At 44.9% G+C, this 14,807-nt stretch carries 14 protein-coding genes; 9 read left to right on the top strand and 5 right to left on the bottom strand.

The features are described 5' to 3' along the window. Window positions 1-108: 108 nt before the first annotated feature. The gene (locus Q1A41_RS12580; protein ID WP_299979424.1) at window positions 109-1,272 is read right to left on the bottom strand and encodes an aromatic ring-hydroxylating dioxygenase subunit alpha; all 1,164 of its coding nucleotides are present in this window, start codon (window positions 1,270-1,272) and stop codon (window positions 109-111) included. Between the two features lie 38 nt (window positions 1,273-1,310). Further along, window positions 1,311-1,931 (bottom strand): TetR/AcrR family transcriptional regulator, encoded by a 621-nt coding sequence (locus Q1A41_RS12575; protein WP_299979421.1) that lies wholly within the window; start codon window positions 1,929-1,931, stop codon window positions 1,311-1,313. A gap of 547 nt (window positions 1,932-2,478) precedes the next feature. Here Q1A41_RS12575 and Q1A41_RS12570 point away from each other — a divergent pair. Genes Q1A41_RS12570 through Q1A41_RS12550 form a run of 5 tightly spaced genes read left to right on the top strand, consistent with a single transcriptional unit; the run spans window position 2,479 to window position 4,731 of the window. After that, on the top strand, window positions 2,479-2,874 hold the full coding sequence (locus Q1A41_RS12570; RefSeq protein WP_299979418.1) for an MAPEG family protein: 396 nt from the start codon (window positions 2,479-2,481) through the stop codon (window positions 2,872-2,874). A 1-nt stretch (window position 2,875) separates the two neighbouring features. Beyond that, on the top strand, window positions 2,876-3,349 hold the full coding sequence (locus Q1A41_RS12565; RefSeq protein WP_299979416.1) for a GNAT family N-acetyltransferase: 474 nt from the start codon (window positions 2,876-2,878) through the stop codon (window positions 3,347-3,349). Window positions 3,350-3,387: 38 nt separating this feature from the next. Next, complete coding sequence (locus Q1A41_RS12560) at window positions 3,388-3,774, top strand: DUF5329 family protein (RefSeq protein WP_299979413.1); 387 nt, start codon at window positions 3,388-3,390, stop codon at window positions 3,772-3,774. A 37-nt stretch (window positions 3,775-3,811) separates the two neighbouring features. Then, window positions 3,812-4,204, top strand: coding sequence for a GFA family protein (locus Q1A41_RS12555; RefSeq protein ID WP_299979410.1), 393 nt, complete (start codon window positions 3,812-3,814; stop codon window positions 4,202-4,204). 11 nt (window positions 4,205-4,215) lie between these two features. After that, window positions 4,216-4,731 carry a GNAT family N-acetyltransferase gene (locus Q1A41_RS12550; RefSeq protein ID WP_299979407.1) on the top strand — a complete coding sequence of 172 codons (516 nt, stop codon included), beginning with the start codon at window positions 4,216-4,218 and terminating at the stop codon, window positions 4,729-4,731. A 122-nt stretch (window positions 4,732-4,853) separates the two neighbouring features. Here Q1A41_RS12550 and Q1A41_RS12545 read toward each other — a convergent pair whose 3' ends face one another. Both Q1A41_RS12545 and Q1A41_RS12540 read right to left on the bottom strand, forming a co-directional pair. After that, entirely contained in the window at window positions 4,854-6,338 is a 1,485-nt protein-coding gene (locus Q1A41_RS12545) for a PAS domain S-box protein (protein WP_299979404.1), read from the bottom strand. A 447-nt stretch (window positions 6,339-6,785) separates the two neighbouring features. Further along, window positions 6,786-8,069: an FAD-binding oxidoreductase gene (locus tag Q1A41_RS12540; RefSeq protein WP_299979401.1), complete on the bottom strand. Its 1,284-nt coding sequence runs from the start codon at window positions 8,067-8,069 to the stop codon at window positions 6,786-6,788. 262 nt (window positions 8,070-8,331) lie between these two features. Here Q1A41_RS12540 and Q1A41_RS12535 point away from each other — a divergent pair, with 262 nt between their 5' ends. Together Q1A41_RS12535 and Q1A41_RS12530 are read left to right on the top strand one after the other, a co-directional pair. Further along, window positions 8,332-10,695 (top strand): EAL domain-containing protein, encoded by a 2,364-nt coding sequence (locus tag Q1A41_RS12535; RefSeq protein WP_299979398.1) that lies wholly within the window; start codon window positions 8,332-8,334, stop codon window positions 10,693-10,695. A 120-nt stretch (window positions 10,696-10,815) separates the two neighbouring features. Then, complete coding sequence (locus Q1A41_RS12530; RefSeq protein WP_299979396.1) at window positions 10,816-12,774, top strand: ATP-binding protein; 1,959 nt, start codon at window positions 10,816-10,818, stop codon at window positions 12,772-12,774. Window positions 12,775-12,827: 53 nt separating this feature from the next. Here Q1A41_RS12530 and Q1A41_RS12525 read toward each other — a convergent pair whose 3' ends face one another. Continuing rightward, entirely contained in the window at window positions 12,828-13,529 is a 702-nt protein-coding gene (locus Q1A41_RS12525; RefSeq protein WP_299979392.1) for an SOS response-associated peptidase family protein, read from the bottom strand. 98 nt (window positions 13,530-13,627) lie between these two features. Here Q1A41_RS12525 and gloA point away from each other — a divergent pair, with 98 nt between their 5' ends. Both gloA and Q1A41_RS12515 read left to right on the top strand, forming a co-directional pair. Beyond that, window positions 13,628-14,038: a lactoylglutathione lyase gene (gene gloA, locus Q1A41_RS12520; protein WP_299979389.1), complete on the top strand. Its 411-nt coding sequence runs from the start codon at window positions 13,628-13,630 to the stop codon at window positions 14,036-14,038. Next, window positions 14,038-14,757, top strand: a complete 720-nt coding sequence (locus Q1A41_RS12515; protein ID WP_299979386.1) for a response regulator transcription factor — start codon at window positions 14,038-14,040, stop codon at window positions 14,755-14,757. Before gloA ends, Q1A41_RS12515 begins: the two co-directional genes overlap by 1 nt. Window positions 14,758-14,807 lie beyond the last annotated feature (50 nt).

The raw sequence follows: 14,807 nt of genomic DNA, 5'->3' as shown, positions 1-14,807 counted from the left end.
GTGTATAGCTTGAATAATGACAAGAATGCCAAAGCAGTCCAATTGTATTTGGTGACCCTTTTAGTGTTTATTTCGCTCAAAATGACAGTTTTAACCCAGCAGGCCTAATTATTGTCCAGGGGGCTTTCCTGCGATGGCCTGATCGATGAACTGCTCAAGCTTTGCTAAGCCCCATTCGGATAAGCCAAAACGCAAGTGCTTGTTGGCACCAGACCGGATGCCAGATTGAATCGACTCACCCATTTCAAAGTCTTCATTTAGGGTAATTTCGGTAATCTGGTGATTTCTATCCCAGTAAGCTTGTTCTCGCTGTGCGAATCCATCTTTGGGTATTAGCATTTGAAAGGTAATTTCAACTTCGCTTGGGCTAACAGGCTTCATGATAAACATGGCGATATGGTCTTCTTGTACCAGCAAAGCAACATTAGGAAATAGCTGGTACACCATATGGGTGTGATCGCGTATTTGCCATTCGCTTTGATCTTGCTCACGTAATTGATTGATCGATTGGCGCGGCAAAATCAAGCGAAAATGTGGGCCAAAGTCTTCGAGATAAGAGGTGTTGCTGAAGAAGTAGGGCGCAATTGTCTTCGCATGAGTAACCTGAAAGTGATAAGACTCTAAGCCGCCACCGGAGACAATCTTCCAGTTGCTGTTCCAGGTTTTGGTCACCGGGCGATAGACCATCATGTCTTCAATATTGTAATCATCAAGATCTTCAGCGATCGGTGCCCAGAACTTATCAAAATCAAACTCTACATCGGTGTTTGGTAAGACAAAGATAAAGCCGTTACGTACCCAAAGCGATAATTCATTTAGCCCACTGTCGCTTTTAATTAATGTGGGGAACCCCTCTTGATGAGGAACGCCTTTTAACTCGCCTTTGTTATTAAACATCCAGCCATGATAGGGGCATACAAAACGGTTTTTGCAACCACTTTCTGCACCTTCTAAACGAGCACCGCGGTGTTTGCAAACGTTGATCATCGCCTTAAAGCTACTATCATCACAGCCGTCGTTTTGGCGAGCAATAATGACACTGATACCGTGTAAATTCCGTGTGATAAAGCCATTGCCAAGCTCTATCTCGCTGACATGGGCCACCATATTGGGCATGCGCTTAAATACGGCATCAAGTTCTTGATCAAAGTACTCTTGATCGTGGTATTTATAAACCGGCGATAGGTACTCTTGTTCTTCGTGTTGGGTAGTTTTTGTATCGATATAATCTAAGCACTGCTGCAGCAGTTCGACTTGGCGTTGATGTTTCATATCAGGCTTCTCATTATTCTATAATTTGATTCTTTAAATTATTTGAACAGGCGCAATTCGATCAGCGACTTTAGCTCTTGGCGTTGTTGTTTTAATAGGGCCTTGAAGTCACTGGCGCTGAGTATTTGTTTTAAGGTGGGTAGGGACACCACGAAATAATGTTGTGCACCAATAATGTTGTAGAGGAATGCCATAGGCTCCAGCTCATGGAAGCGGCCGTTCTGCTGGCCACGGCGAATCAGCTCAACTAATCGCTCCAGCCAAGGCGCTAAATACCAATTGTGGGCCGTGGCGGCGCGCTGGGGGTTATCCAGCATTTCACGCAGTAGCAAAACTGTTTCATTGGGGCATTCTTTATTCCAGCGATAAAAGCTATCCATCACATTCAGCATCTGTTGCTTTTCATCTTCAGAGCTGGCCATAGCCGCTTCTAGTTCGCTTAACAAGCGGGTAGATATGGACTCCAAAACCGCGCCATAGAGCTTTTCTTTGCTAGAGAAGTGATGCAGCAATGAAGGCTTCTTGATATTGACCGCTTCTGCAACGCTATTAATACTGGTGCCGTAGAAGCCACTTTGGGAAAAGGCCTCTAAAGCGGCCTGCAAAATACGGCTTTTGGTATCCAGTTCAGGTGTTTTTACGGATTTCAGCTTAGTCATGGGGGCATTTGCTCTGGGTTTTCATAAATTCAATCAATGTAGTGCCTACCTACCGGTTGGTAGGGTGAATATAAGGCAAGTAGAGCGGCTATGCAAGATAGTAGCGGCAAATGGGGATAGGGCTTGTGTTGATCAGCGCTTATCAATAGATTAGCGCTATAACCGCCCGAGTAGTGAGTGTTGGAGAGGGATCAAGGGAGCTATGAAGCGCAAGTGCCCAAACTGTAAGGAATATGAGCTTGGAATGAAAATGCTGTCCTTCGCAAATAGCATGGATTGTCATAGCTGTTTCAATAACTACCAGTACACAACTCTCTCTAAATGCTGCTTGTCTTTGCTTCTAATGTGTATTGCTAGTATCGCAGTATATATTGGTATAAAGACAGAAAGCTTTTTGACATTCGCAGTATTAATTTTAGCAGGTCCTCTGCTTGTGGAACTAGCCTTCGCGAAAGTTTGTGAGTTGGAGCGTACAGGACCAAGTATCCGTAAAGAGCGTCGTCGCCAAAGACAAAAATCGCGTAGGGGTCAAAAGGAGTATTGAAGTATGGAAAGTATAGTAATTCCTATGGTGGTCCATATCCTGCTGTGTTCAGCACTCTATGCAATGTTGACCGTCGCAAGAGCGCCGAAGGTGTGGGGTATTGGAAATCGTAGTGATGGCAGTAATCCTTTTGAATCAGTCCAAGTCAAAATAAGCGCTAACCTAAGTAGCCAATTTGAATGGCCGCTTTTTTTTCATGTTGCTTGTATATTAATAATCCTGAAGGGCCTTGAATCATCGACTTTCTACATTCTTATGGCTTGGGTTTTTGTGGCGGGTAGAATATTGCACAGTGCGGTGCAAATTTTTCATTCCAGTATTAAATTACGCGGGGTAGTTTTTACCATTAACTTCGTTGCGGTGTTAGCAATGTGGGGCAAGCTTGTGGCGGATATTTAGTGTGAAAAAAGAGCTTTTATACCTGCCCTATGTTTCGGCAGTCTTGGATGACTGTTTGAAGCTATTCGATGCAAATTGCCCCGAGTACTTTGCGCCAAATGAGCGGGATGATTACAAAAGCTTTCTTGAGGCAAGCCCTGATGCGTACGAGCTTTGCTTTATTTCGGGCAAGCTTATAGCGGCATTTGGGGTGTTTCCAGAAGAAACAGCGATCAGTGGTGGGGCTTTTGCAGCAAGAGCTGCCTCGCTAAATTGGATTTTGATTAACCCCGATATGCAAGGAAGTGGAATTGGAACCGAGCTTATGTCACGGGCTCTAAGCCGGGCTCGTTTGCTTGGGGCTCAGACTTTAAAAATTGCAGCAAGCCACAAGTCTGCTCCTTTCTTTAAGAAGTTTGCTGCCAAGACCGTTTGTGAGAAACAGGACGGTTGGGGGCCAGACATGCATCGCATTGATATGGTGATCGAGCTATAGCTCGGGTAACTGAATCGCTACTTTCTATGGGAATTCTAATGCAACAAATATGCTTTGCCTTTCTTTTTTTAATGGCCTTGGCCATTGGGGTGGTACCAGCTGATGCAAGTGAGCCAGCTAAATCTCAACAAGAAATAAATCACCTGCTTGCCTATGTGAAAAGCACCAATTGCCAATATGAGCGTAATGGCAAGCGGCATAGTGGGAAGGAGGCCGTAAAACATATACAAAGAAAGTATCGTTATTTTGCCGATGAGATAAAGACAGCAGAAGACTTTATTCGCCTTTGTGCTACCAAAAGCACGATGTCTGGGAAGTATTACAAGGTTCATTGTGTCACGGGCAAGGCGATAAAAAATGAAATAAAAAGTGTAGATTGGTTGAGCGAAGAGCTATTGCGTTATCGAGACTTAGAAGATAAGTAAGAATACAGGGAGTTTGTATGGCAACGGGCAGTTGTTTGTGTGGAAAGGTGCCCTAGAAATCAATGGCAATATGGGGGATATAGTGCATTGTCACTGTGTTACTTGTCGTAAGGCCCATGGCGCCGCATTTTCCAGTGTGGCGGCTGTTAAAGTGGATGATTTTACAGTTCTAGGGGATGAGCATCTAAGTCAGTATGAGTCTTCCCCTGGGAAAATTCGCCATTTTTGTTCTCACTGTGGCACACAAATATATGCGAAGCGAAAAACAGCCCAGCATATCGTACTTCGCCTAGGTTCCTTAGATGAGTCAATGGACGACTCAATAGAAGGCTCGCTTCAACTAAAAGAGAAGAACCATATTTGGGTGTCGCAAAAAGCAAGTTGGTACTCTATCGACAGTCATTTGCCTCAGTGTTTAGAGTTTGAATAAGATTTTTAGCTATGAAATTTAAGGTGCCCGAACAACTTGAAACTGAAAGATTAATTCTACGTCAATTCAAAGATGAAGATTGGCAAGACCTCCATGAGTATTATTCTTCAGAAGAGGCCACCCGGTACACAGTAGGGCGAGCCTTCAGTGAAGGCGAAAGTTGGAGAATAATGAGTGCTATGTTGGGGCATTGGGTATTGAGGGGCTATGGCCCGTACGCTCTGGAAGAAAAAAGCAGTAGCAAGGTAATCGGTACGGCCGGCTTTTGGTATCCGAATGATTGGCCCAGCCCAGAAATAAAATGGGCATTGGCGCCAGCCCATTGGGGAAAGGGCTATGCCGGTGAAGCTGCCAGAGCGCTACAAAAAGCCGGTTTAGAATACCTGCCTGAAATAGCACTGATCAGCCTAATCGCTAAAGAGAACCAGGCGTCAATAAAGCTGGCCTTAGCAGTCGGTGCAAGTTTTGAAAGAGAGATAGACTTTCGCGGCGATAGATGGGATATCTATAGGCACCCAGTTGCCTAGCAACTGGGTATGCTTAGGTGCATTGCTGAGGCACTTTGCTTAGGCACTTTGCTTAGGCACTTTGCTTAGGCACTATAGTGCCACACAGAAACTAATGAAGGTACTTACTGTGAGGGGAGTTATCAGCCCTCTTTGTTTACCTGATAGTTCTCGGCCAGTTCACTGAGGAAGCGCTGACTGTCTTCTGATAGGCTGTTAATCTTAGTCACAGATTCAGAAGAACGGCTTGCGAGTTGTCGTACTTCATCGGCAACCACCGCAAAGCCTCGGCCATATTCCCCAGCGCGTGCTGCTTCAATAGCCGCATTTAGAGCGAGCAAATTCGTCTGGCTTGCAATACCATCAATTACTTTAGATATCTCGCCAATCTCCTGGCTAGATTTTGTTATTTTACTCATAATTTCACCCATGGCATTGCGTTGCTCTACCTGGGCGGTGACATCTTTTACAAAAGCGGTATACATAATTCTGCCGGCAACCTCAATTCTAGAAAGTGATAGATTGCCCCACTTTTTGCTGCCGTCTTTTCGGAATATCGGAACTTCACGATTGGTGCCAACGATTTTGTTTTCGCCAGTTTCGCGATTGCGATTGACTAAGTTGTCATGCTGATCTTTGATATTCGCAGGGACAAGCATTTTTACGTTCTGCCCGATCACTTCGTCAGCAGAGTAACCCCAAAGTGCTTCCGCCGCGGCGTTAAACAATGAGACCCGATTATCGGCATCAATACTAACAACGGCATCTAATGCCTGAGAAAGAGTTTGCTTAATGGTTTCCCTGGACGCTTTTTCTTCGCTGATATCGCGTACAAAAGCGGTATAACCTATTTCTCCGTCTACCTCTACTTTAGATAGTGATAGTGCCGCGTTTACTATACTACCGTCCTTGCGTACGACATCCACTTCACGGCTGGTGCCAACAATGGTATTTCTGCCGGTGCTACGATTGGCATTTACATAGCCATCGTGGTTTGCTTGAATTTCTTTTGGAACCAACATTTTGACATTTTGACCAATCACCTCATCTCGTGAATAGCCCCACAAATCTTCGGCAGATTTGTTCATAAAGGTTACTTTATTATCTTTATCGATAGTAATAACCCCGTCTAATGCTTGCTCAAGAATTTGCCGGGTTTCTTCACGAGCACGCCTATCAGCGGTTACGTCTCTGGCGAAGCCGACATATCCTTGTTCGCCATTTAAATCGATCTTAGAAAGCGATAGGCTTATCCAGGCTGTACTGCCGTCATGTCGTTCAAGTTGAACTTCACGGCTGGTGCCAACGATAATATTTTGGCTGGTTTTACGGTTATTATTTACGTAGGAATCGTGATCGGCCTGTATTGCTTTGGGGACTAGGACTTTGACGTTTTGGCCCATGACATCTGATTTGCTGATATCCCAAAGCTTTTCGGCCGATGTATTCATAAAGGTAATGCAGTTGTCTCCATCGATAATGACAACCCCTTGCTCCGACTGCTCTAGCATATTTTCCATCAGCTGAGTGTCTACTTGGCTCTGTGTTGCACTATCAAGAGTGGGTTCGGTGGTCTTTGTTGCGGTCTTTTCGTCGTTATTATTACGGGGCTTTAGGAATGACAGCATGGGTACCTCGGCAGTTAGAATTCTCTATCAGTAGTTAACGGTCATTTGGGAAGCCTCTAAAGGGTAAAATGTTGTTTTTTTAACCACTTCTTTTGTGAGGCTTTGACAGATCTTGTACAAAATTCAGCCAAGATATTTTGAGTCTAGATGGGTATTTTGCGAAATACCTAGTGCTTTTTAGACGTTCTTTACATAGATCATTTGTCTTATATTCCTCCATAAAACGCAGGGTTTATCGTTTGTTAATCTCGTTGGGATTGCAGAACATCCTCGCCAAGACCCTACGTCATCTATAGCGTGTCCAGCTATCGCAAAGCGAATGCTGGTTGAGTTCTAAGAACGAGAGCAGAGAGGTAAATAGTGAGAGGTCAGCAGTGAGCGCTGGGAAGGCTGAGCGAGCTGCTATTGCAGTTCTTAAGCGCAACAACAGCTCGTGATTAAAAAATCTTATCGAAATTTTTCAAGCAGTTGGTAATACCACATGCCCAGAACTAAAGCTTGGTTGCCAAGCCAGTCATTAATAGGAACTCTAATATGTTTAAAGGCTGCAAATGTATCGAACTCTTCCATATGCCCTGCGATCGCATTGCCCATAATTTCAGCCATAATATGAGAGGCAGCAAGCCCGTGGCCAGAGTAGCCTTGACAATAATAAATACGATCGCTGAGCTTACCCAGTTGTGGGATACGATTAATAACGATGCCGGCCATACCTGTCCATTCAAATTCGATATCGATACCCTTTAGTGCCGGAAAGGTTCGCTCCATTGCCGGACGTAATTCTGCCGAAACACTTTTGGAATCTTTACCCGAGTAGTTAGTGCCGCCACCAAACATTAAGCGTTTATCGGCCGTTAAGCGATAGTAGTCAAGAACAAAGCGGCAATCGTAAACGGCAAGATCTTGTGGGTTAATTTGATTGGCCAGCTCATCACCTAGAGGAGCGGTTGTCATATTGCCTAGCGATGCGGGAAAGAGCATCCCCCCGAGCTTAGGTCTACCCAATCTATGGTATGCATTTCCGGCGATCATTACGCGGTCAGCGCTCACTCGGCCATGCTGGGTTTTAATGATTATTTTATCGTTTTCTTCAATATCAATAACGGGGCTGTTTTCAAAAATTCGAACACCTAGGCTGCTCGCAGCCTTGGCTTCACCAAGGCACAGATTAAGTGGGTGCAAGTGCATATTGCGCCGATTGAGCAAGCCTCCGTGGTAGATCGGACTATCTAAATAATTTGGGATATCAGCCGCGCTGACTATTTCCAGTTCTTCGCCCATACCGCGGCTAAGGGCTTCTTGATAGAAAGCGTGCAAGCCCTTCATGTGACTGGGCTTATAGGCTGTTTGTAAGTGGCCAAATTTTAGATCGCAATCAATACCATATTTGGCGACACGGCGTTTAATGATTTCATGGCCGCGCCATCTTAAATTCCAAACAAAATCTTCAGCATCGGCGCCAATGGTCTTCCTTAACTGCTTTAGCATGGCTTCATCTCCAGAGAGGCTACCAGTAACCTGCCCACCATTTCGGCCGGTGGCGCCCCAGCCAATTTTATTGGCCTCTATTAAGCTAACCGAAAAGCCTTTTTCGGCGAGTTCAAGAGCCGTAGCAATACCTGTGAAACCACCGCCGATGATGGCTATGTCGCTGCTCTGTTCGTCTTGTAGGGTTGGGTAGTTGGATTCTTCGTTGATGCTGGCGGAATAATAAGAAGGGCATCGTGTCATGTTATCACTTTAGTCTCTCTTTATTGGTGTCTTGGATAAAATTGGGGGTTTGTTGATTGTGCAATGATCTATCAGCATAACCAGAGCCCGATAGCTAGGTATATAACCCAAATGGTGCAGTCTTTAATACCCCTCAAGCCGTATATTCACATTATCTGAAAAAAGCATCTATGTTAGCTCTATTTGCTTTGGCAGAGCGTCCTTTATTGGTCTAGGGTCAATAAAGAAACGTAGTGTTTAAGACCCTAGGATTAAGATTGCAATGTCAATATTGACTGATCAATGTCAGGCAGAATTTTCAGTATTGATTGTCGATGACAACTCAAAGAACCTGCAAGTGTTGCAGCGCATGTTGGAATCACGAGGTTACCGAGTATTGCCTGCTATCAGTGGCAAGCTTGCTTTGCGCAGTCTCGAGAAGGTGCAGCCGGATCTCATTCTTCTGGATATTAACATGCCAGGGATGGATGGCTATGAAACCTGTGAGCGAATCAAATCGATAAAAGCCTGTGCTGATATACCCATTATCTTTGTTAGTGCATTAGATACCATCAATGACAAGATAAAAGCTTTTTTATGCGGTGGCGTCGATTATATTGTAAAGCCCTTCCAGATAGAGGAAGTTCTAGCCAGAGTGAACACTCACTTGAGCTTGAGCGGAATGCGAAAACAGTTAGCGCGTTCAAATCAAGAAGTTGAGGCTAAGGTACAGGGAAAAACGAGGGAACTGGAAGATGCAATCAGTCGATACAAAAATCTCAGTGTAAGAGAAAAGGCTCTTGCCAAAATTCTACGTACACCTATCGACGATCTGGCGGTCAATAGCTACATCAATAAAATACTTGAAGCATTAAATCAGGTTTTGGATAAACACGAGCAAAACCCTAGTGCTGCGGTCATAACTTTTAATGATCATCCCAACAGTCATGCATTTAATTCATTTACTCTGGGCGATAAAAGTTTAAATCAGCAGCTTAATTGCCTGATGGTCTGCATTATTAACGAGCTGGGCTTTGGCGGCTTTTTAGAGGCGGATACCTTGATTGTTCTTTATGAGGGGTTTTCAGCCACCCGAATTGTTCTTAAGGATGAAGAGCGCCCCTTAGGTCTTGCCGCAGGTGATATTAAGACCAACTTTCTAATAGTACCTATCAAAGTTAAAAATACCCTGCTCAGTTTACTGGCGATCAGCATTCCTCCTGATCAGGCGTTTAGAGAAGAGGATATCGATTACTATCGGCAGGTAGCGGAGGTTATTGGTAGTAGTCTCGCACGTCGTTCTTCCGATAGGAAAATTGAATTCCTCGCCTATCACGATGAACTGACGGGTTTACCTAATCGCCGCTTGATGAATGATCGCATCGCCCACGAAATTAATGTCTCTGGGCGCACCGGAATGGTCGGTGCATTAGTCTATCTAGACTTGGATGATTTCAAATTGGTTAATGATGCGCTGGGACACGAGGTGGGTGATTCTGTGTTGAAAATTACTTCGCAGCGTATTCAAGAGGTTTTACGCTCAACAGACTCATGTGCAAGGTGGGGCGGCGATGAATTTGTCATTATGTTGCCGATGCTGAGTGATGAAAGGGCTAACGCTTCAGAACGCGCGCATTTTGTATCCGATAAAATTAGGCAAGCCATCACACGTCCTTTCCATATCGATTCCCATGAAGTTCAGATGTCGATTAGCATTGGCATCACTCTATTTGGTAAAGGCGATAAGCTGGGGCAAGAATATCTTGTTGAAGCTGATGCAGCTATGTATCAAGCCAAAAAGACGGGTAAGAATGCTATTCAGTTTTTCAAGCCGGAGTACCAGTCACGCGCTGAATCTAGACTGGCATTGACTAAAGGCTTACGACAGGCCGTTAAAAACAATGAGCTGTATATGGTCTATCAGCCCCAGGTTAATAAAAACGGTGAAATTGTAGGTCTAGAAACGTTAATGCGCTGGGAGAGCGAAGAGTTTGGTTTCGTTCGACCTGATGTGTTCATTGCTTTGGCTGAGGAATCAAATCTTATCGTGGATTTGGATCTCTTTGCGATCCGGTCGGCCTGCTCGCAGTTTATGCACTGGCAGCAAGAGGGACTTCTGCCAAAGGCCTTTAAACGATTAGCAATTAATATTTGTCCTCGGCACTTCTCCAGTGATCAGTTTGTCAGCAATGTTCGGGAAACTTTAGAACACTTTAATATGTCGCCCGAGCACTTAGAGCTAGAGGTGACAGAGCGTTTAATGCTTTCAAACGTGGATACTACCATAGCAAAGTTAAACGAACTGAAAAATCTTGGTGTGTCATTTTCTATCGATGATTTTGGTACTGGATACTCCAGTTTGTCTTATCTGCTCAAGTTGCCCATCGATATGTTGAAAATTGATCGCTCTTTTGTAAGTGATGTGCATCTCAACCAACAGGCCGCGACGATTGTTTCCACTATTATCGGTATGGCGAAAAACCTAGGCTTAGAAACCATCGCCGAAGGAGTGGAAGAGAAAGAGGAGTTTGACCATTTATTAAGAGATGGTTGTGACTACTATCAAGGTTATAAATTTTATAAGCCTATAAAAGCATCCGAACTAAGATCGATTTTCTCGGATATAAACTCGCTAAGAGGCAATTAGGTTTTTGAGTTAAATCTGGAATCCTCGAATCGTATTTAGATTTGGGTATTTTGTATTGGATGGTTTTTGTCAGTGCTGCAATACGAACGATAAATCAACAAGGGTAAAGGGACTAAGGTCATGAATGCGATACTAGATGCCGATTGTACGGGTAAGTACACCATTCTCAACAATCTGCAGATTCCAGAGAATATTCAGCAGAGCTGGCAGAAAACCATCGATTTAATGGCACAGGCTATGGGGGTGCCTGCTGGCCTGATTATGCGGGTGCATCAAAAGCAGATTGAAGTCTGTATTGCTTCGAGTAATGGCGACAATGTCTATGAGCCCAATGAGTTGGCCGATCTGCATACTGGCTTATATTGCGAGACCGTTATGTCTAGCAACGAGGCTTTACTGGTTCCTAATGCTTTGACAGATCCGGTCTGGGCCAATAATCCCGATGTAAAGCTAAATATGATTTCTTACCTGGGTATGCCCCTTTGCTGGCCCAATAGCGAAGTGTTTGGGACAATCTGTGTGTTGGATGGCAAGGAGAATCACTACAATGATCAGTATAAAGAGCTGCTACGAGAGTTTCAGCAGAGTATCCAGCTCAGTTTAAAAACCATTTATGAAAATCAATTGTTGATCAATGCACAAGAGGAATTGATCAGGGCTAAAGAAAAGGCCGAGGCAGCGAGTAAAGCCAAAAGCGTATTTTTGGCCAATATGTCCCACGAATTGAGGACTCCTTTAAATGCAATTTTGGGTTTCTCAAAAATCCTTCAAGAAGAAAGTGGTCTTTCATCCAATAATTTAGATGACCTGCAGGCTATCCGGTTTAGCGGTGAGCACCTATTACGCTTGATTAATGATGTATTGGATATGTCAAAGATTGAAGCGGGCAGAATGGATTATGACGAAAGCGAAGTGGAGCTTTTACAAACAATCAAAGATGTTGGTCAGCTGATTAGGCCTAAGGCCGTTGAAAAAGAGCTTTCATATACTGTAGAGATATCGGCTGATGTTCCACAATTTGTTAGGTCTGATTTAATTAAAATTCGCCAGATCCTAATAAACTTGCTGAGTAATGCTGTTAAGTACACAGAGACTGGTGGTCTCATCATGAAGGTTTGGTCCGAGCTTGCACCTTCGCAGGAGGGAATGGAGTTTCGAAAGCTATTTTTTGAAGTGAAAGATAGCGGTTTGGGAATGACTCCCGAGCAAAGTAAGGAAGTGTTTAAGCCCTTTGAGCAGATCTCGGGCCGTGCTATTGAAGGAACAGGGTTGGGGCTTGCAATTACTTCGAAGTTTGTGGAATTAATGGGAGGCGATATTAAGATCGTTAGCGAGCCAGGAAAAGGAAGCACTTTTACAGTAAGTTTCACCAGTCAGGTAGTAACACCAGATAATAGCGAAATGCATAACCGTGAGCAAAGGCGCGTTGCTTCGCTGAAAGATCAGAAAAAGACTATTCGTGTGTTAATAGCAGAAGATCAAAAGCACAATCGAAACCTGCTGAAAAAACTACTGGGTCGCGTTGGTTTTGATGTGTTAACGGTGAGCAATGGTGCGCAGGCTATCGCTGCCGTCGATAGTTATCAACCCGATTTCATTTGGATGGATATTCGAATGCCTGAAGTAAACGGCATTGACGCTTGCCAAAGAATCCTTGCTAACAATAGAGAAAATCCGCCGGTGGTTGTAGCGATCACAACCAGTATCGCACCAGGAGAGGATCAAAAAGCCTTAGATGCTGGGTGCCAAGCCGTATTGCTCAAGCCTTATCAAGAAGACCAGATATTTGCCACCATGGCTGAGCACCTTAATATAGAGTACAACTATATTGATGAGCAGGGGCAATGCGAAACCGGTCTGCCAAACCTAGATTTATCGGAATCGGTATTGCTGTTAGATAGAGAGCTGCTAATGGAATTGCAGCAAGCACTGGAATCATTAGATAGCGAGAACATTAACCGCCTTATTAATAGTATTCCTGTCGAGCAAAATGAAACAGCGAATGAATTAATGGAATTGGCAAAAGCCTTCGAGTTTGAACGCCTTATAGAGCTAGTTGAGACGGCTTTATGTGATTAGATGGTTTTGTATCCAAGGCCCTCGAGGTAGTGCGGCTTTAGCACGCTTGAGAATTAATCAGCTAATAGGGTGGTAGAGTTACCTATAGCTTGCCTTTTTGATGGTTTGTCGATGACTTGAGCCTCTAGGTCTTGACGGATAGCGGGTTGTAGCAGCGGAGCGAATTGCGCTACATCCTTTATTTGTGGATCTAGCCAATGCTCTAGCCAAGGGCCCTCTTGTGGCAGTGTGAGGGGCGATGCCTTACTGTGATAGGGCGTAAGCTTGGGGTGTGGGGGGAGTGTGATAATACTGCAGCTATTAATTATTTCGCCGCTTAAAGGGTGCTGCCACTGCCGATAAAGCCCGCCAAAAGCAATCGCTTCTTTGGCGTTAAAATTGGTATAGCGCATGGGCTTTTTCTTGCCATTAACCGTTTCATATTCTGTTTCACCAAAGCCACTGGCAGGGATAATACAGCGGCTTTCACGAAAAGGACGATATCCCGCCGAGCGAGGCACGTCGAGCTTGTCGAAGCGAGTGTTAAACGATGTATAACGAGAAGGCTTGTAACGATCGTCCTTGAACTCCAGCAACAGCCACCAAGTAGCGTCCTCTAACACAGTGTTTTGGCCATCGTGCCGAACAATGCTGATGGTATTGCAGACTCGATGGTAATCACTATAGCGAACAGGCCAGTTATGGCTGTCTATACCTAGGCGCAGCAACAGCTGCTGCACTGCTGGGGAATCGCTGACGTTGAATCGACCGCACATATTAAAACCTGATGTTCTGACTATTACTGCTTATGGTAAAGTTGAACAAATCCCTCTGCAAGAAGAGCAGAGCTAGCAGTAGAACTATTGGAGTGATTATGTCTCAACTATTACACACTATGATTCGCGTTGGTGATTTGGATCGTAGTATCGACTTTTATACCCGTATTTTGGGTATGAAGCTATTACGCAAATCTGAGAACCCTGAGTATCGTTATACCTTGGCCTTTGTTGGTTATGGTGAAGAGTCCAGCGGCCAGGCGGTGGTTGAGCTGACCTACAACTGGGATACCCAGAGCTATGACCTTGGTTCGGGCTTTGGTCATTTGGCGATTGGCTTTGAAGATATCTACGCAACTTGTGATGCTATTCGGGAAGCGGGTGGTGAGATCAGTCGAGAACCAGGCCCTGTGAAAGGCGGAAGCACTGAAATTGCTTTTGTTCGCGACCCTGATGGCTATGCGATTGAACTGATTCAACGTAAGTCCATGAGTCAAGGCCTAGGTTAGTGGCAGAGCCCCATATCCTCTTAGTTGAGGACGATGCAAAGCTGGCCGATATTCTGCAAGAATATTTGGTCAAGCAAGGCTTTAAGGTGTCTTGGGTGGGGGATGGTGCCTTGGCGCCAGAGCGGATCTTATCTGAAGCGCCTGAGCTGGTGATACTGGATCTTATGCTTCCGGGACTGGATGGCTTAAGTATCTGTCGCCAGGTTCGTGGTCAGTATGCTGGGCAGATACTGATGTTGACGGCGAATGATGATGATATGGATCAGGTGGCCGCTTTAGAGCTTGGGGTGGATGATTATGTCTGCAAGCCGCTGCAGCCGCGTGTGTTATTGGCTCGTATTAGAATGTTACTGCGCCGGCCGATGCCGTCAGCAGAGGCCTCGCCTAAGCCCTTGGTATCTGCTTCAAGTCGAGAACGCTGTTTTGGTCGATTGGCTCTACATAGCTCGCTGCGCCGTTGTACCCTTGCCGGTCTTGAGATTGATTTAACGCCTGGCGAATTTGATGTTCTCTGGCTGCTGTCATCAAAACCCGATGAAATCTACAGCCGAGAGGCGCTCACTATGGATGCTCGAGGCATTGAGTATGATGGGTTAGACAGAACCATCGATAATCGTATTGCCAGTTTGAGAAAGAAGCTAGAAGCAGACCCCAATAAGGCGCGTGGCATTATTACTGTTAGAGGTAAAGGTTACCGCTTTGTCCCAGATCAGTGGTAGAGCCATACAAAGCCATACAAAAATCCTGCAGCGTTCGGCGAATTAATATG

The organism is uncultured Pseudoteredinibacter sp., from assembly GCF_947502065.1.
Taxonomy (GTDB): Bacteria; Pseudomonadota; Gammaproteobacteria; order Pseudomonadales; family Cellvibrionaceae; genus Pseudoteredinibacter.
This window is presented reverse-complemented; position numbering and strand designations above follow the sequence as displayed.